This window comes from Roseixanthobacter liquoris (assembly GCF_043195135.2).
Lineage (GTDB): Bacteria > Pseudomonadota > Alphaproteobacteria > Rhizobiales > Xanthobacteraceae > NCEH01.
In genome coordinates, this window is the sequence record NZ_CM195537.1 from 3,348,663 (window position 1) to 3,365,462 (window position 16,800).

Below are 16,800 nucleotides of genomic sequence, written 5' to 3' on the forward strand. Positions count from 1 at the left end.
TGAACGGGCTTGTCCCGGCCATGACGCACGAAAGGCCATGACGACGGGGACGACCCAAAGGCGCCGACCGAAAGGCGCAGGAAAAGCGCGCGCATCCGCTTTCGGATACCCCCGATCCCGCTTCCCCGAGGTCGGTCGGCCCGAAAGCCGTTCCAAGGGCGGGACCGCCGCTCAGGGGCGGTTGACGCCGCGATCCGCCAGCACGTCGTCCACCTTGCGGGCCAGTTGATCGAGGGTGAAGGGCTTGGGCAGGAAGGCCACTCCGTGGTCGAGAATGCCGTTATGCACCACCGCGTTGCGGGTATAGCCGGTGGTGTAGAGGATCTTCAGGCCGGGGCGCGCGGCGGCCGCCTTTTCCGCCAGCTGGCGGCCGGTCATGTCCGGCATGACGATGTCGGTGAACAGCAGGTCGATGCGCGGTTGCAGGACCAATTGCTCCAGGGCCTGGTTGCCGCTGCTCGCCTGCACCACGGTATAGCCGAGCTCCCGCAGGGCATCGACGCTCATGTGGCGCACGTTCTCCTCATCCTCCACCACCAGGATGGTAATCTCCGGCCGGCCGTGCGGCAGGTCCGCCGCGCCGCCGCCCACGCGACCGGCGCTTGCCGGCTCGCCCACGTGGCGCGGCAGATAGAGCTTCACCGTCGTGCCCTGGCCGATCTCCGAATAGATCTTCACATGGCCGCCGGACTGCTTGACGAACCCGAACACCTGGCTGAGCCCGAGGCCGGTGCCCCGCCCGACGCCCTTGGTGGTGTAGAACGGATCGAACGCCCGCTCGATCACATCCGGTCCCATGCCGGTGCCGGTGTCGGTGACGCTCACCAGCACATATTGGCCCGCGGTCACCTCGGCATGATTGCGGGCATAGCGCTCGTCCAGGTCGGTGTTGGCGGTCTCGATGGTCAATCGGCCGCCCTCGGGCATGGCGTCGCGCGCATTCACCGCCAGATTGACGATGGCGTTTTCCAATTGCGCGGGGTCGGCGAACGCACGCCAGAGGCCGCCCGCCAGCACGGTTTCCACCTGAATGGTCTCGCCGAGCGTGCGCCGCAGCAATTCGGACATGCCGCCCACCAGCTTGTTGGCATCCAGCACCTGGGGTTCCAGCGCCTGCTGGCGCGAGAAGGCGAGCAGGCGGGCGGTCAGCGCGGCCGCGCGCTGCGCGCCCTCCAGCGCATTGTCGAGGCAGGTGCGCACCATGTCGTGCTCGGCGCCCGTGAGACGGCGGCGCGCGATGTCCAGCGAGCCGATGACGATGGCCAGCATATTGTTGAAATCATGCGCGATGCCGCCCGTTAGCTGGCCGATCGCCTCGGTCTTCTGCATCTGGCGGATCTGCGCCTCGGCGACGAAGCGCTCGGTCATCTCCTGCTGCAATTCGCTGGTGCGCTCGGCGATCCGCATCTCCAGTTCGGCATTGAGGCGCCGCAGGGCCTCGTCGCTCGCCTTCTGGCGTCGGAGCGCGGTCAGAAGGCTGCTGGTGAGGCTGATGATCAGCAGCGAGGTGAGGGCATAAAACAGCATGCCCACATAGCCGGACGGCCAGTCGAGCCCGAAGCCGTCCTGCGGGGTGATCAGATAATAGGCCACCAGCAGGCCGCCGAGCACCGCGGCCACCATGCCCGGCCCGAAGCCCCCCAGAAACGCCGCGAGGCAGATCACCGGAATGAAGGTGATGAAGGGATAGCCGGCAAACAGGTCGCCGGCGGCCAGCCGCACCAGCAAGGCCAGGACGCTGAGGATCACCGCAAGGAGATAGGAAAGCCACGGGCGACCGCGCACGCCTTCGGCAAGCCCAGTGAATGTCATCGAGCCCCGCCCCCCCGCATCCCTATGCGCGACGCAGCACAGGATATTCATGATACGGGCAAAAGTCTCGCCCTAGCTTGATACCGGCGCCGGTCGGGGCGGCCCCATGCGGCGCCGACCGTTCGCCGCACTGCACCAGGGGCGCCCGCATGATAAGGTGCGAATCCTCGCCACGCCCCGGATGGTCCATGCGCCGCCTCATTCTGCTTCGCCACGCGAAATCCGATTGGCCCGAGGGCATTGTCGATCCAGAGCGGCCGCTGGCCCAGCGCGGGCGCGCGGCGGCTCCCCTGATCGGTTCCTACATGGCCGCGCAGGAGCTGGTACCCGACCGGGTGCTGGTCTCCCCCGCCCGTCGCACCCGCGAGACCTGGGATCTGGTGGCCCCCGCCCTGCCCGCCACGCTCGCGGTGCTCAGCGAGCCGCGCCTTTATGAGGCCGGCGTCAGCCGCATTCTCACCGTGCTGCGCGAGCAGCCGCGCGAGGTCCATGCGCTGATGCTGGTCGGGCACAATCCCGGCCTGGAGGAGATCGCCGACGTGCTGACCGACCAGGGCCCGGCGGCGACGCGCGCCCTGATGGCGGAAAAATTCCCCACCGGCGCGCTCGCGATCATCGATTTGCCCATCGACGACTGGGCCGACGTGATGCCGCAGTCCGGCCGGCTGGACCGCTTCGTCACCCCGCGCTCGCTGATGCTGGAGATGTAGCGCCTTGGCCATGGGCCTGCTGGATGAAGCCTGGATCGGGCTGCGCGCGGTCGCGGACCGGTTCGAGGATCTTGCCCATCCCACCTTGCGCCTGGGCGTCACCGGGCTTGCGCGCTCGGGCAAGACCATTTTCACCACGGCGCTGATCCACGCCCTGATGCACGGCGGCCGGCTGCCGGTGTTCGAGGCGATGAATTCCGGCCGCATCGCCGGCGCGCGCCTCGCGCCCCAGCCGGACGACGCGGTGCCACGCTTTCCCTATGAAGACCATCTGGCGCGGCTCGCCACCCTGCGCGAATGGCCGTCCTCCACCACCCGCATCAGCGAATTGCGGCTGGAGATTTCCTATGCGCCGCTCAAGGGCGGGCTGCGGCGCCTGACGCTCGATCTCGTGGACTATCCCGGCGAATGGCTGCTCGACCTGCCGCTGCTGGACATGAGCTATGCCGATTTTTCCCGGCAGGCGCTGGAGCTTGCCCGTGCTCCCGCGCGCGCGCCTTATGCCGAGGCTTTGCTGGCGGCGCTTGCCGCCGCCGGTCCCGCGGGGCCGGCGGACGAGAGCACGGCGCGCGAACTCGCGGCCGTTTTCACCGCCTATCTTTCCGCCTGCCGGGGCGAGCGCGTGGGCATGAGCCTGCTGCCGCCGGGTCGCTTCCTGATGCCCGGCGACCTGGAAGGCTCGCCGGCGCTGACCTTCGCCCCGCTCGATCTGCAGGACGGCGCCACGCTGCCCGCGGGTTCGCTGGGCGCCATGATGGAGCGGCGGTTCCAATCCTACAAAAGCGCCGTGGTGCGCCCCTTCTTCCGCGATCATTTCGCCCGGCTGGACCGGCAGATCGTGCTGGTGGATGCGCTGTCCGCGCTGAACGCCGGGCCGGCGGCGCTCTCCGACCTTGAGCGCGCGCTGGATTCGATCCTTGTGGCGTTCCGCGTCGGCCGCAACAGCCTGATGAGCGCCCTGCTGCGCCCCCGCATCGAGAAGGTGCTGTTCGCCGCCACCAAGGCCGACCATCTCCACCGCGCGAGCCACGACCGCCTGGAAGCCATCCTGCGGCGGCTGGTGGACCGTGCGCTCGCCCGCGCCCGGGAAGGCGGGGCGCGCATCGATGTGGCCGCGCTCGCCGCCATTCGCGCCACCCGCGAGGCGGATGTCTCCAAGGGGGGACGCAGCATCGCCGCCATCATCGGCACGCCGGAGGCCGGGCAGGAAGCCGGCGGGCAGGTGTTCGACGGCAGCGGCGAGGTGGCGCTGTTTCCCGGCGCCCTGCCGGCCGATCCCGACGCCCTGTTCGGCGCCGAGGGCGCGGCTTTTCGCGGGCTCGCGAGCGGGCCCGACAGCGAGGCGGATTTCCGCTTCCTGCGCTTCCGCCCGCCCGCCGGCATTGGCTCCACCAGCCCCCTGCCCCATATTCGCCTCGACCGTGCGCTCCAGTTCCTGCTGGGCGACCGGCTGAGCTGAGAGATCCGAACCGCTTCATGCCAGACCCGCACGCCGACCGGCACCGATCCGACGCCGCCCGCCCCCAGGTGTTCCGCCTGGACGAGGCCGGCATCGTCGTCACCGAGGCGCCGGCGCCCCTCGACGAGGCGGAGGAGATCCTCATTGCCGCCGCGCCCCGGCGGCGCCGGGGATTTTCGCTGGGCGCCCTGTTCTGGACCGCCCTCGGCGGGCTCGCGAGCCTCGGCATCGGCCTTGCCGTGACACGCTTGATCGAGGATCTGTTCGCGCAGACCCAGGCGCTCGGCTATCTCGGCCTCGCGCTTGCGGGCCTGCTGGCGGTGGCGGTCGTGGCCATCATCGGCCGCGAGGTCGCCGGGCTGATGCGCTTTTCCAGCCTGGATTCCATTCGCGAACGGGCGGTGCTCGCGCTCGCCAATGACGACCGGCCGCTGGCTGAAGCGGTGACACACGATTTGCTCGGCATCGCCAAGGAGATGCCCGTCCTCGCCCGTGCGCGCGCCGATCTCTCCTCCCATCTCGGCGCGATCATCGACGGGGCGGACCTGGTGCAGCTCACCGAACGCACCTTGATGGCGCCCCTGGATGCGCGGGCGCGGCAACTGGTCTCCGACACGGCGAAGCGGGTGTCGGTGGTGACCGCCGTGTCACCGCGCGCGGTGGTGGACCTTCTGTTCGTGCTCTACAGCGCGTTCGTGCTGATCCGCCGGCTGGCGGAACTCTATGGCGGGCGCCCCGGCGCGCTCGGCATGCTGCGCCTGGTGCGCCATGTGTTGAGCCACCTTGCAGTCACCGGCGGCATGGCGGCGGGCGACACGCTGGTTCAGGAATTGGTGGGCTCGGGCATCGCGGCGCGCCTCTCGGCCCGGCTCGGGGAAGGGGTGGTGAACGGCCTGCTCACGGCCCGCCTGGGCCTTGCCGCCATCGCGGTGACGCGCCCCCTGCCCTTCACCGCCTTGCCCGCGCCCCGGGTCGCCGATGTGGCGGCGGGGCTGATGAAGAAGGCACAGGAAGACGAGGCCCGCCCTCAGCTCGGCAGCAGGCGCCCCGGCAAGGCCGAGGGCGAATAGGGCGCCGGCCGGTTGCGCCACAGCATCTCCCAGAGCGGCCACGCCAGCAGCGGGCACAGCACCGCGATCAGAGCGCCCACCATCCAGTCGGCATTGCCGAGCGCGCTCGCCAGCACCGCCACCAGCCCGAGGGCGGTGATGGCGGCCAATCCGCTCATGAGCCACCAGCGCCAGGGCGGCAGGCCGCCGTCGAACACGATGGCGCCCGCATGGGGCCGCAGCGCCCCGTGCAGCGCGGCGATGAAGGCGGCATAGGCCTTGCGGTGGTCGTCCACATTGGTGATGGAGGTGCGCGAGAGCGAGCCGATGGTGAGCTTTTCCCCCGCCTTGCCGTGAATCACGGTCTCATAATTGGGCGAGGCCAATTGGCCGGGATGATAGCTCAGGCGCACCCGCGCCACGTCGCGCAAGGCCAGCGCGCCGGAGCGGGCGCCGACCGCCCAGTGCAGCGTCTCGCCATCGAGTCGGAAGCGCGAGCCGGAGCCGATCAGGCGCGGCCGGAAACTATAGATCAGACCCTCTTCCGTCGGCGGTGCGCCGTCCGCTGGAGCCGCGCCGAAGGAAAGACCGGTGGATGTCGTCAAGGCAAACCTCGTCAAAGCTCAAGCACGCGGACACGACATGACGCTAAGTCACATCGTGCGCCAGGGTACAATATTGCGGCTTGAGGTCCACCAGGGGCGTACCGTCGATGCAATCGAGCCCGCGCACCAGCACGCTCAGCCCCTCGCGGGCGACGAATAGCACCACCGAGGAGGCGATGGGATTGGGCCGTACCGGCGAGCGCAGCGCGAAGGTGCCGGACGCCGCGCTGGCGCGCCGGGGCATCTGCACCACCAGGTCGCGCCGGGCCTGGTCCATGAAATAGAGCACCTGAAGGCGCGGCTCGCGCCCCACGCCTTCCAGCGCGGCTTCCCAGCGCGGATCGATCTCCAGCCGGCAGACGGGGCCGTCCTCGCTGCCGCGCTTGGGGCAATCGTCGCGCCGCGCCCAGGGCGTGCGGATGCGGCCGATGAAATAAAGCCCGGTATCGAAGGCCGGGGGCAGCGCGACCGCGATCTCTCCGGGGCGGATGCCCGCGTCGTCGTCGGACGGTGCGGGCGCAGCCGCGCTTTCGGTTGAGGGGGAACTCATGCTTTATCCTCGCCAGACCCGCGTTCACGGCAACACAGACCGATGATAGCCCCACCCGTCCGCCGCCGCCATGCGGCGCCCTTCTCCGGAGCCTCCCATGCAGCCTTCCCGCGATCTTGCCCGCCTCGTGGAGATCATGGCCGCGCTGCGCACGCCGGGCACCGGCTGCCCCTGGGACCTGGAGCAGGATTTCTCCACCATCGCCCCTTATACCGTCGAGGAAGCCTATGAGGTGGTGGACGCCATCGGCCGCAACGACATGGCCGACCTGCCGGACGAACTCGGCGACCTGCTGTTTCAGGTGGTGTTCCATTCCCGGCTCGGCGAAGAGCAGGGCCTGTTCGATCTCGGCGACGTGGTGGAGGCCATCACCTCCAAGCTCATTCGCCGCCATCCCCATGTGTTCGGCGACACGCGCGACCTCACCCCCCAGGCGGTGAAGGCCCTGTGGGGAGAGATCAAGGCCCGGGAAAAGGCCGAGCGCGCCCAGCGCCGCGCCGCCGCCGGCCGCCCTGCGGAAGATGGCGGACGCACGCTCGACGGCGTGCCCGTGGCCCTGCCGGCCCTGACTCGCGCCGTGAAGCTCCAGGAAAAGGCCGGCCGCGTGGGCTTCGACTGGAATGATGCGCGCCAAGTGCTGGCCAAGATCCGCGAGGAGACCGACGAGGTTTCCGAGGCGCTGGAGGCGGGCGGCACGGACGCCATCAAGGACGAGATCGGCGACCTGCTGTTCGCGGCGGTCAATCTCGCGCGCCATGCGGGCGTGGACCCGGAGGCGGCCTTGCGCGGCACCAATGAGAAATTCTCCCGCCGCTTCGCCTTCGTCGAGGACCGCCTCGGCGAAACCGGGCGCGTGCCGAAAGACGCGAGCCTCAACGAGATGGAGGCGCTGTGGGTGGCGGCGAAGGGCGTGGAGCGGCAGGTGTGAGGGCGGGGACTGAGGGCGGCCGGGCTGGCGCTTTCCCGCCGGCATCCTACCCGAGATAGATGGCGATGATCCCGGCCTCTTGGCGCAGCAGGTCCGCCCGCTCCAACTGACCGAGGCGCGTCAGTTCCGCCGCCGCCTCATGCCGGGCAGCGACCTCCGATTCGAGGAGCCGCCTGACCGCAGCGGCAGCGAGCGACAGCCGGGGCACCTCCACCGAAGGGGAGCCGAAGTCGCGCACGACATAAGTCTCATGCTCGCAGGTAAGCGGCACGGCCTGGGCATTGTCCAGCGCGCCCACGAGCAGGCGCAGCACGCGCACGCGAACCGGCTGCCGGGCGACCATCGCGTCGCGAAGGTCCTTGCGCAGGCGCACCTTCAGCGCCTCGGCTTCGTCAGGCATGTCGTCTCTGCTCATTCGGCTCGCCTGCGCGGGCGGACGTCGGGCTGACCGTCGCCGCCCCGCCTGGTTCTCACATCTGATTCACGCGGCCGGCGCCGAACCGCCGCGTCACCAGGGGCGCGCGCTCGGGCAGGATGCGCAGGGCGAAATGCATCACGCCGTCCTCATCGGTGCGGCGCTCCAGCACCTCGCCATGGCGATAGAGCCAGCCCTGGCCTTCGCCATCGTCGGCGGCCACCGTCACGTCCAGTGTCACACGGCCGGCAGTGATCTGGCGTTCCACCACATCCAGCAGATCGGACGTGCCGGCCCCGGTGAGGGCGGAGACCAGGATCGGCCGGTCCGCGAGATCGGCGCGCGCGGCGGTGTTCTCCATCGCCTCGCGGGCTTCCTGCGAAAGCAGGTCGATCTTGTTCCACACTTCCAGCACGCGCCCGCTGGCCTCGATATCGATGCCGAGGTCGGTGAGCACGTCCTTCACATCGTCGGCCTGCGCCTGGCTGTCGGGGTGGGAGACGTCCCGCACGTGCAGGATGACGTCCGCCTCGATCACCTCTTCCAGCGTGGCGCGGAACGCCGCCACCAATTGGGTCGGCAGATCCGAGATGAAGCCCACGGTGTCAGACAGGATGATCCGCGTGCCATGGGGCAGGTCCACTGCGCGCAAGGTCGGATCAAGGGTTGCGAACAGCAGGTCCTGCGCCATCACCTCGGAACGAGTAAGACGGTTGAACAATGTGGACTTACCCGCATTGGTATAGCCAACCAATGCAACCACGGGATAGGGCACGCGCTTGCGGCTTGTGCGGTGCAGCGCGCGGGTGCGCTTCACCTGCTCAAGGTCGCGCTCGATGCGGATGATGCGTTCGCCGATCTGCCGGCGGTCGGCCTCGATCTGGGTTTCACCGGGACCGCCCAGGAAGCCGAAACCGCCGCGCTGGCGCTCCAGATGGGTCCAGGACCGCACGAGGCGCGAGCGCTGGTAGTTCAGGTGGGCGAGTTCCACCTGAAGCGTGCCTTCCTTCGTGCGGGCGCGGCTGCCGAAGATCTCCAGGATCAGGGCGGTGCGGTCCACCACCTTGGTGGACCACGCCTTTTCCAGATTGCGCTGCTGCACGGGGGAGAGCGCGGCATCGAAGAACACGAGGCCGATCTCTTCCGCCTGGACGATTCCGGCGATCTCTTCCACCTTACCGGAGCCGAGATAGGTGGCAGGCTTCACCTCGGCCAAGGGCACGAGGCCGCGATAGACCACCTCCAGATCGATGGCCATGGCGAGGCCCACCGCCTCGTCGAGCCGCGCTTCGGGAGAACGGCGCTCGTGCGCCGCGCCCTTCTGCGTCCAACGGGCCCGATTTGATGAAAACGGCGTGATCACTGCGCACCGTGTGGGCGGGGCCTGGCGTTCGACGCTTCTTGCCCCGACCTTCGGCGCGCTCCGTTCGTCCTTATGCTCCACGTATCGTTACGCCTTCTCCGCCGCGACCTCGTCGGTCGGGTCAAACAATTGCACGGGATGACCGGGCATGATGGTCGAAATCGCGTGCTTGTAGACAAGCTGAGAGTGGCCATCGCGCCGCAGCAAGACGCAGAAATTGTCGAACCACGTCACCACACCTTGCAACTTTACCCCGTTCACCAGGAAGATCGTGAGGGGAGTCTTGTTCTTGCGGACGTGATTGAGGAATGTGTCCTGCAGATTTTGTGTCCGTTCCGCCGCCATTTTCGTATCCGTTTCTTTCGGCGTTGCCCCGCCCTACCCGACGCGAAGCAGCGATCGAAGGGCGGGAGTTAGCAGCCTAGGATGGCACAGCGAAAAATCGGTGCAACTGCAATTTTTGCCCCGCAGCATCAGGATATTGTGCTGCATCAAGCGGAGGCCTCGGCGAATTTGTGGAACTGGGCCCGCAGATTGCGGGCTACCGGGCCCACCTCGCCCGTCCCCACCGGCGTATCGTCAATGGCGATCACGGGCATGATCAGCGAGGTGGCGGAGGAAACGAACGCTTCCTTGGCCGCCTTGGCCTCGTCCAGGGTAAAGGCCCGCTCTTCAACCCTGAGCTGCATCGCGGCGGCGACGTCCATGAGCACGGTGCGGGTGATGCCGCGCAGGATGCCGTGCTCCGCCGGCCGGGTCACGAGCCGCCCGTCCTGGGTCACGATCCAGGCATTGGTGGAGGCGCCCTCGGTCACATGGCCCTGCGCATCCACGAACCAGGCCTCCCCCGCCCCGGCCTCGCGCGCCGCCTGCTTGGCCAGCACATTGGGCAGAAGGCCGACGGTCTTGATGTCCACCCGGTCCCAGCGATTTTCCGGCAGCGAGATCACCTTCATCCCCGCCGCCGCGGTGGCGTCGTTCTTGGCGAAATTGGCCGAACGGGCGGTCACCACGATGCTCGGCGGCACGCTGGCGGCGGGAAAGCCATGGTCGCGCCGGGCAACGCCGCGCGTCACCTGGAGATAGACCAGCCCGTCGCGCACCAGATTGCGGCGCACTGTCTCGTGCAGCACCGTTTCCAGGGCGGCGCGCGACATGGGCGCGGCGATGCGCAATTCCTTCAGCGAGCGGTCGAGCCGGTCGAGATGGCGGCGTGCGTCGATCAATTTGCCGCCACGCACCTCGCAGACTTCATACACGCCGTCGGCGAACTGATAGCCGCGATCCTCCACATGCACGAAGGCGTCGCGGTGGGGCAGGTAGCGGCCGTTCACATAGGCAATGCGGGACATGGCGGAATTCGAACCTCAACTGCGCCAGAAGGCAAGGTGGATGAGCACGAACGCGCCCACCGTCTCCAGCCGGCCGGCGATCATGGCGAAGGCGGCACCGAGCACGGATAGCGGCGGCAGGGTGGAAATGGCGGGCCAGTCCGCATTCGCCGCGTCGTAGATCGGCCCGCTATTGGTCAGCGCAGCCACCGCCGCCGTGATGCCGGCCTGGAGGCTGGGCATGGAAATGCTCATGAGTATGGTCGTGAGAGCGAGCGTCGCGAGCACCGACACGAGGCCGATCCACACGCCTCGCATGGCCGAGCCCACCCCCCCTTCACCGGTGCGCGCCGGCTGCACCAGATGGGGCGAGATGAGCCGCATCAAATCGCCCTGGGCCCGCAGCAGCATGGCGCGCAGCCGCAGCAATTTGATGCCTCCGGTGACCGAAAGCGCCCCGCCTCCCACCAGCACCATGCCCAGCACCAGGGCCGGCGGCACGATGCCATAGACTTCCGCGCCGCTGACGAGACCGCTGGTGGCGATCAGCGAGGCGGCGCTGAACACGCCCATCTCCAGCGACGCGCGCACCGAGATATCCGACGGATCGCGGAAAATGATGGCACCGAGCACGATCGCTGCCACCACCCAATAGCCGAGCAGCAGCACGCTTTCCGATTGCTCCGGCGCGGCATGAATGCGCCGGGTCACCAGCGCCCGGTGCCAGCGCACGCTGGTGGCCGACCACAGCAGGAACGGGACCATCGCCAGCGGCGTGGCGACGCTGGTGCGCAGCGCCTCCACCGCCTGGGGCGGCACATGGGCGCCGGAGGAGGTCGCCGCCGAAGCAAGGCACAAGGCCACATAGAGCGAATTGCCGCTCGCCAGCAGGACGATCAGCGCCAGCAGGGTCGCCGCGGCATAGATCGGCGCAATATCGCGCACCACGCCGGCGGTATCGACGATTTCCAGCCCGTCGACCCCCGCCTGGGCGCGATGGGGCAGGCCCGCGAGCCCGGCCGGCGCCAGCACCGCCACGCCGGAGACGATGGTCAAAAGGCCGCCGCTCCATTGCAGCAAGGCGAACCACACATAAAGGCTGCGCGGCGCCTCGTGCACCGCCGTAAATCCGGTGGTGGTGAAGGCGGACAGCGCCTCGAACCAGGCGCGCCACAGATCGAGGCCGCTCGCCACCGCCACCGCCGGCGCGGCCACCACCGGCACCAGCAGCCAGAGCGCGGCCAGCGCGGCGAACGCATGGAGCCGGCGCATCCGCACCTTCACCCCGGCGCAGGACAGCCGCATGGCCCCGGCAAAGAAGACGCAGGCGAGCGTGGTGGCGAGGAAAATCGGCGCCTGCCCTTCCCCGTTGCGCGCCGAGACCAGCGCGGGCAACAGCGCGGCGCCGCCCACCCACAGGAGCGCCAGCGCGAGAAGCCGGAGAATGGAGGGCATGGAGGCGGCGCTTTAAAAGAATTCGAGGCTCACGCGGAACAGCTGTTCCACGCGCTTGATGCGCTCCGCCAAGGCGAACAGGATCACCCGGTCCTGCGCGCGCACCACCGTGTCGCCGGTCGGCAGCAGCACTTCGCCGTTGCGCACCAGCGCCCCGACGCGCAGGCCCTTCAGCAAATCGATGTCGCGCAGCGGCTTGCCGACCAAAGGCGAGGTCTCCAGCGCTTCCGCCTCGATCATCTCGCCCGCCCCGTCGAGCAGCGAATGCACGCCCCGGATGCGACCGCGCCGCACGTGCTGAAGCACCTTGGACACCGTGATCTGGCGCGGGTTCACATGGGCATCGATGCCGAGGCCCCGGGCGAAGGTGGTGTAGCCCGGCTCGTTGAGCAGCGCGAGGATGCGCCGCGCGCCGATCTGCTTGGCGAGCAGGCAGGCGACGATATTGATGCGATCGTCATTGGTGAGCGCGATCATGGTGTCGGCGTCCCCGACCCCCGCCTCGTCCAGGATCTCGCGCGAGAGCGCATCGCCGTTCAGCACCACCGAGCGCGACAGGATTTCGGCGATCGCCTGCGCCCGCTCGGGCACGTTCTCGATGATCTTGATCTTGGCGATCGGATTGCGCTTTTCCAGCTGGTCGGCGACATAAAGGCCGATATTGCCGCCGCCGGCGATGACGATGCGCTGCCCAGGCACTTCGTCATGGCCGAAGATGGACAAGGTGCGCCGCACCTGATCGGAGCGTGCGACGAAATAGGCGATGTCGCCGGCCTGGATGGTATCGCGCGAGGTGAGCACGAGCGGCTTGCCGCCGCGGTTGACCGCCACGATGGTGGCGCGCAGATCCGGGAACAGCTGGGTCAATTCGCGCAGCGGCGTGTCGAGGATCGGGCATTCCTCGGAACAATACACCCCGGCCACCACCACCGCGCCGTCGGCGAACGTGACGGTATCGATGGAGCCGGGCAGCGACAGGCGCCGCAGCACCATTTCGCCCACCTCGATCTCGGGCGAGATGACCACGTCGATGGGCAGATGGTCGCGCGAGAGCATGTCGCGCCATTCGGGCATCAGATAGGTCTGGGCCCGGATGCGGGCGACCTTGGTCGGCACGTTGAACAAGGAGTGCGCGACCTGGCACGCCACCATGTTCACCTCGTCGTGGAGGGTCACGGCGATCAGCATGTCCGCCTGCTCGATGCCGGCCTTCGCGAGCACGTCGGGATGCGAGCCGTGGCCGACCACGCCGCGCACGTCCAGTTGCTCGGTCGCGATCTGGATGCGGCGTGCGCTGGCATCGACGATGGACACGTCGTTCTGCTCGCTCGCGAGGCGCTCGGCAATGCCGAGCCCCACCTGCCCCGCCCCGCAGATCACGACCTTCATGCGCGATTCCCCCTCACCCCGGCCGCAGCTTATCCCCTCGACGCCGCAGCGCCTATGCCTACCCTACGCCGAGAGCCTTGAGCTTTCGATGAAGAGCCGAGCGCTCCATGCCCACAAATTCCGCCGTGCGGGAGATATTTCCACCGAAGCGATTGATCTGCGCGGCGAGATATTCGCGCTCGAACACCTCGCGGGCCTCGCGCAGCGGCAGGCCCATCAGATGCTCCCCGCCGTTTCCGTTGGGCAGGTTGGGCACCAAGGCCCCCACGTCCGGCGGCAGCATGGAGGCGGTGACGATGGCGTCGGGATCCCCGCCCGCCAGGATCAGCACCCGTTCCACATTGTTGCGCAGCTGGCGCACATTGCCCGGCCAGTCGTGGGATTGCAGCACCGCCATGGCGTCGTCCGCGATCTTCCGGCTCGGCAGGCCGGTGGTCTGGGAGATCAGGTCGATGAAGAAATCCACGAGGTCCGGGATGTCCTCGCGCCGCTCGGCCAGCGGCGGCACGCGGATCGGCACCACGCTGAGGCGGTGATAGAGATCTTCGCGGAACCGCCCCTGGGCAATTTCTTCCTCCAGATTGCGGCCGGTGGAGGAGATGATGCGCACATCCACGCTCACCTTGTCCGTGCCGCCGATGCGCGTGAAGGTCTGTTCCACCAGCACGCGCAGCACCCGGTTCTGGGTCTCGCGCGGCATGTCGGCGATCTCGTCCAGGAACAGCGTGCCGCCGTGGGCTTCCTCCAGCGCGCCGCGCCGGGCCTCGCGCCCCTCGCCGGCCTCGACGCCGAACAATTCATATTCCAGCCGCTCCGGCGTGATCGCCGCGGCGTTGATGACGATGAACGGCCCCTGATTGCGGTTCGACACCGCGTGAACCATGCGGGCGGTCAGCTCCTTGCCCGATCCCGACGGGCCGATGATCAGGATCCGGCTGTTGGTGGGGCCGACCCGGTCGATGGTCGCCTTCAGCTGCTGGATCGCGCTGGAGCGGCCCACCAGGGTCTGCGGCTGGGTCATCTGCTTGAGTTCGCGCACTTCCCGCCGCAGGCGCAGGGTTTCCAGCGCGCGCTCGGTGATGACGATCAGGCGATCCGCATTGAACGGCTTCTCGATGAAGTCATAGGCGCCGCGCTTGATGGCGGCGACGGCGGTTTCGATATTGCCGTGGCCGGAAATCATCACCACCGGCACGTCGGGGTGCGCCAGCTTGATGGTGTCGAGCAATTCCAGCCCGTCCATGCGGCTGCCCTGGAGCCAGATGTCCAGGAAGATCAGGTTCGGCCGGCGGGTGGCGATGGCGGCGAGCGCGCTGTCGGCGTCCCGGGCGGTGCGGGCGGAATAGCCTTCGTCCTCCAGGATGCCGGCCACCAGGCCGCAGATGTCGGCTTCATCGTCGACGATCAGAATGTCATGGGCCATGGTTCAAGCCCCCTTCTTCTGGTCGGCCGGCACCAGGATCGGCCCGTCGGCGCGCATGCGCAGCCGGATCCAGGCGCCGCGTCCCTCGGGCGAGTCGTAAAGCTCGATGCCGCCGCCGTGCTCTTCCATGATCTTGCCGACGATGGCGAGGCCGAGGCCGGTGCCTTTTTCACGCGTGGTCACATACGGCTCCAGGAGGCGGTTGCGCTTCTCCTGGGGCAGGCCGGTTCCGTTGTCGATCACATCAACCACCAGATCTTCGCCGGACTGGTCCGCCTTCACGCGGATCAGCCCCTTGCCACGTTGTTCCGCCGGAACGGCCTCGATGGCCTCGGCGGCATTTTTGAGGATGTTGGTCAGGGCCTGGGAAATCAGGCGACGGTCGAACCGCGCCGGGAGGGAGGAAGGGATGTCGGCCTCGAACGTGACTTCGGGATGACCGACCTTCATTAAGAAAAGCGTCTGTCGCAGGGTCTCGGCGAGATCCTGGCTGTCCACCACCGGCTTCGGCATGCGGGCGAAGGAGGAGAATTCATCCACCATCCGGCCGATATCGCCCACCTGGCGGATGATGGTGTCGGTGCACTGGTCGAACACGTCGCGATCCTGCGTGATGTGCTTGCCGTACTTGCGCTTCAGCCGCTCCGCCGAAAGCTGGATGGGCGTCAGCGGGTTCTTGATCTCATGCGCGATGCGGCGCGCCACGTCGGCCCAGGCGGAGGTGCGCTGGGCCGAGATCAGCGCCGTGATATCGTCCAGCGTCACCACCCACCCGTGGTCGGCCTCGGAGGATTGCTCCGTGGTGACGCGCACGGCGAACACCCGCTCGCGCCCCTCGCGCTGCACCGTGATATTGCCCTGGACGACACGCTCGCGCCCGGCCTCGGCCTCGCCGATCAGGGAAGCGGTCTCGGGCACCACCTCGGCCAGGGGATGGCCGAGCGCATCGGCCTCCTTCACGCCCAGCAGCTTTTCGGCAGAGCGGTTGAGGATGGTGACCCGCTCGTCGGAATCGAGCCCGATCACCCCCGCCCCGACGCCGGAGAGAACCGCCTCGGTGAAGCGGCGGCGCACGTCGATCTGATCGCGCGCCCGCAGCAGCGCGTCATGCTGGTTGCGCAGCTCGGCGGTCATCTTGTTGAAGGTCTCGCCCAGCGTCGCGAAATCGCCCTCGGAGCGATAGATCGGCACCTGCACGTCGAGATTGCCCGCCGCCACGTGATCCGCCGCCGACATCAGCCTGCGGATCGGCGCCACCAGCCATTTCGACACATTGATGCCGAGCCAGACCGCCGAGAGCAGCACGATCAGCGTGATGACCGCATACATCAGCGCGAACGCCACCTGCACCCCGAAGCGGCGCTCCTCCAGGCTCTGATAATCCGCGAGCGTCTCCCGCGTGGTATTCAGATAGCCAATCACCCTCGGATCTATGGGCCGCGCCACATAGAGATAGAGATCGGGATAATCCTTCAGCTTGATCAAGGCCCCGACGAAATTCGCATCGGACGGCAGATAGATGATCGGCTGCTCGGTTGTCGCCTCCCCAATGGCGATATTGGCCGGCACCAGGAACTCCCGGCCCGGCATCACCTGCGCGCCCTCGACCACTTTCAGGTCGCGCTCGATCATCAGCGCGGCGGGCAGATTGCGCACGGTCGCCTGGGCGGTGAGGATCTGCCGGAAGTGCGTCCGGTCGGTGTCATAGAGCGGCTTGAGGCGATTGAGATCGGCGCTCATGGCGAGAACGTCGCCGCGAATGTTCAGCGCATGCTCGCGCACATAGGTCTGCGCCACCTGCACCGCATTGGCGACGATTTCCTGGGTGCGCACGGAAAACCACCGATCCAGCCCGCGATCCAGGGTCAGGCTCGCGACGCCCGCCACCAGGATGGCCGGAACCACGGCGACCACCGCGAACAGGGCGACGATGCGCACATGCAGTCGCGAAGCGGCCCGGCCCCTCGCCCGCGCCCGGACGATCCGCCACACCTCGCGCCCCACCATGGTGGACAGGATGGCCACCGCAAGCGCGTTGCCGGCCAGCAGGCCGATCACCACCTCGTGGCTCGGCACCACCGGCGTCAGGCCCATCAGGATCAGGAAGGTGGCCAAGGCGGAACAGAGCGCCAGCACCACCAGCGCCGGCGCGAACAGGCCCACGCTCAGCAACGGGCTCGCTCCTGGCATTCCCCCGCCCGTGGCACGGTTGTCGGCGGTGTCCAGGCTGGCATTCGTCATGGAGAAAAGGGCCCTGAAGCGCGCCGGGAATCAGCACGACTGATGCAATGAGACAACACTGGTGCAAAAA

15 protein-coding genes are annotated in these 16,800 nt (G+C 68.1%); 4 read left to right on the forward strand and 11 right to left on the reverse strand.

Annotated elements, in window-relative coordinates; genetic code table 11:
- Positions 1–171: 171 nt before the first annotated feature.
- A complete protein-coding gene (locus V5F84_RS15095) occupies positions 172–1,812 on the reverse strand; it encodes an ATP-binding protein (protein WP_394043795.1) in 1,641 nt (546 codons plus the stop codon).
- Between the two features lie 188 nt (positions 1,813–2,000).
- Here V5F84_RS15095 and V5F84_RS15100 point away from each other — a divergent pair, with 188 nt between their 5' ends.
- The 3 genes from V5F84_RS15100 to V5F84_RS15110 are packed head-to-tail and all read left to right on the forward strand — an operon-like array spanning position 2,001 to position 5,051.
- Entirely contained in the window at positions 2,001–2,522 is a 522-nt protein-coding gene (locus V5F84_RS15100) for a SixA phosphatase family protein (RefSeq protein WP_394043796.1), read from the forward strand.
- A gap of 10 nt (positions 2,523–2,532) precedes the next feature.
- The gene (locus V5F84_RS15105) at positions 2,533–3,981 is read left to right on the forward strand and encodes a YcjX family GTP-binding protein (protein WP_394043886.1); all 1,449 of its coding nucleotides are present in this window, start codon (positions 2,533–2,535) and stop codon (positions 3,979–3,981) included.
- A gap of 17 nt (positions 3,982–3,998) precedes the next feature.
- Complete coding sequence (locus V5F84_RS15110) at positions 3,999–5,051, forward strand: YcjF family protein (protein ID WP_394043797.1); 1,053 nt, start codon at positions 3,999–4,001, stop codon at positions 5,049–5,051.
- Here the strand turns inward: V5F84_RS15110 and V5F84_RS15115 are convergent.
- Both V5F84_RS15115 and V5F84_RS15120 read right to left on the reverse strand, forming a co-directional pair.
- Positions 5,009–5,635 (reverse strand): hypothetical protein, encoded by a 627-nt coding sequence (locus V5F84_RS15115; RefSeq protein ID WP_394043798.1) that lies wholly within the window; start codon positions 5,633–5,635, stop codon positions 5,009–5,011. The two genes, V5F84_RS15110 and V5F84_RS15115, sit on opposite strands and share 43 nt — an antisense overlap.
- A 43-nt stretch (positions 5,636–5,678) precedes the next feature.
- Positions 5,679–6,185: an SAM-dependent methyltransferase gene (locus V5F84_RS15120; RefSeq protein WP_394043799.1), complete on the reverse strand. Its 507-nt coding sequence runs from the start codon at positions 6,183–6,185 to the stop codon at positions 5,679–5,681.
- A gap of 97 nt (positions 6,186–6,282) precedes the next feature.
- On the opposite strand from V5F84_RS15120, the gene mazG reads away from it, so the two are divergent.
- Entirely contained in the window at positions 6,283–7,113 is an 831-nt protein-coding gene (mazG, locus tag V5F84_RS15125) for a nucleoside triphosphate pyrophosphohydrolase (protein WP_394043800.1), read from the forward strand.
- Positions 7,114–7,159: 46 nt separating this feature from the next.
- Here mazG and V5F84_RS15130 read toward each other — a convergent pair whose 3' ends face one another.
- The 8 genes from V5F84_RS15130 to V5F84_RS15165 all read right to left on the reverse strand — a co-directional run bounded on the left by V5F84_RS15130 (position 7,160) and on the right by V5F84_RS15165 (position 16,730).
- Positions 7,160–7,513, reverse strand: a complete 354-nt coding sequence (locus tag V5F84_RS15130) for a hypothetical protein (RefSeq protein ID WP_394043801.1) — start codon at positions 7,511–7,513, stop codon at positions 7,160–7,162.
- A gap of 70 nt (positions 7,514–7,583) precedes the next feature.
- Positions 7,584–8,972 carry a GTPase HflX gene (hflX, locus tag V5F84_RS15135; protein WP_394043802.1) on the reverse strand — a complete coding sequence of 463 codons (1,389 nt, stop codon included), beginning with the start codon at positions 8,970–8,972 and terminating at the stop codon, positions 7,584–7,586.
- Positions 8,973–8,978: 6 nt separating this feature from the next.
- Complete coding sequence (gene hfq, locus V5F84_RS15140) at positions 8,979–9,236, reverse strand: RNA chaperone Hfq (protein ID WP_348844899.1); 258 nt, start codon at positions 9,234–9,236, stop codon at positions 8,979–8,981.
- Between the two features lie 146 nt (positions 9,237–9,382).
- Positions 9,383–10,243, reverse strand: coding sequence for a D-amino-acid transaminase (locus tag V5F84_RS15145; protein ID WP_394043803.1), 861 nt, complete (start codon positions 10,241–10,243; stop codon positions 9,383–9,385).
- A 15-nt stretch (positions 10,244–10,258) separates the two neighbouring features.
- A complete protein-coding gene (locus V5F84_RS15150) occupies positions 10,259–11,677 on the reverse strand; it encodes a hypothetical protein (protein WP_394043804.1) in 1,419 nt (472 codons plus the stop codon).
- 12 nt (positions 11,678–11,689) lie between these two features.
- Complete coding sequence (gene trkA / locus V5F84_RS15155) at positions 11,690–13,066, reverse strand: Trk system potassium transporter TrkA (protein WP_394043805.1); 1,377 nt, start codon at positions 13,064–13,066, stop codon at positions 11,690–11,692.
- 58 nt (positions 13,067–13,124) lie between these two features.
- On the reverse strand, positions 13,125–14,489 hold the full coding sequence (ntrX, locus tag V5F84_RS15160; RefSeq protein WP_394043806.1) for a nitrogen assimilation response regulator NtrX: 1,365 nt from the start codon (positions 14,487–14,489) through the stop codon (positions 13,125–13,127).
- 3 nt (positions 14,490–14,492) lie between these two features.
- Positions 14,493–16,730 (reverse strand): sensor histidine kinase NtrY-like, encoded by a 2,238-nt coding sequence (locus V5F84_RS15165; RefSeq protein WP_394043807.1) that lies wholly within the window; start codon positions 16,728–16,730, stop codon positions 14,493–14,495.
- Positions 16,731–16,800 lie beyond the last annotated feature (70 nt).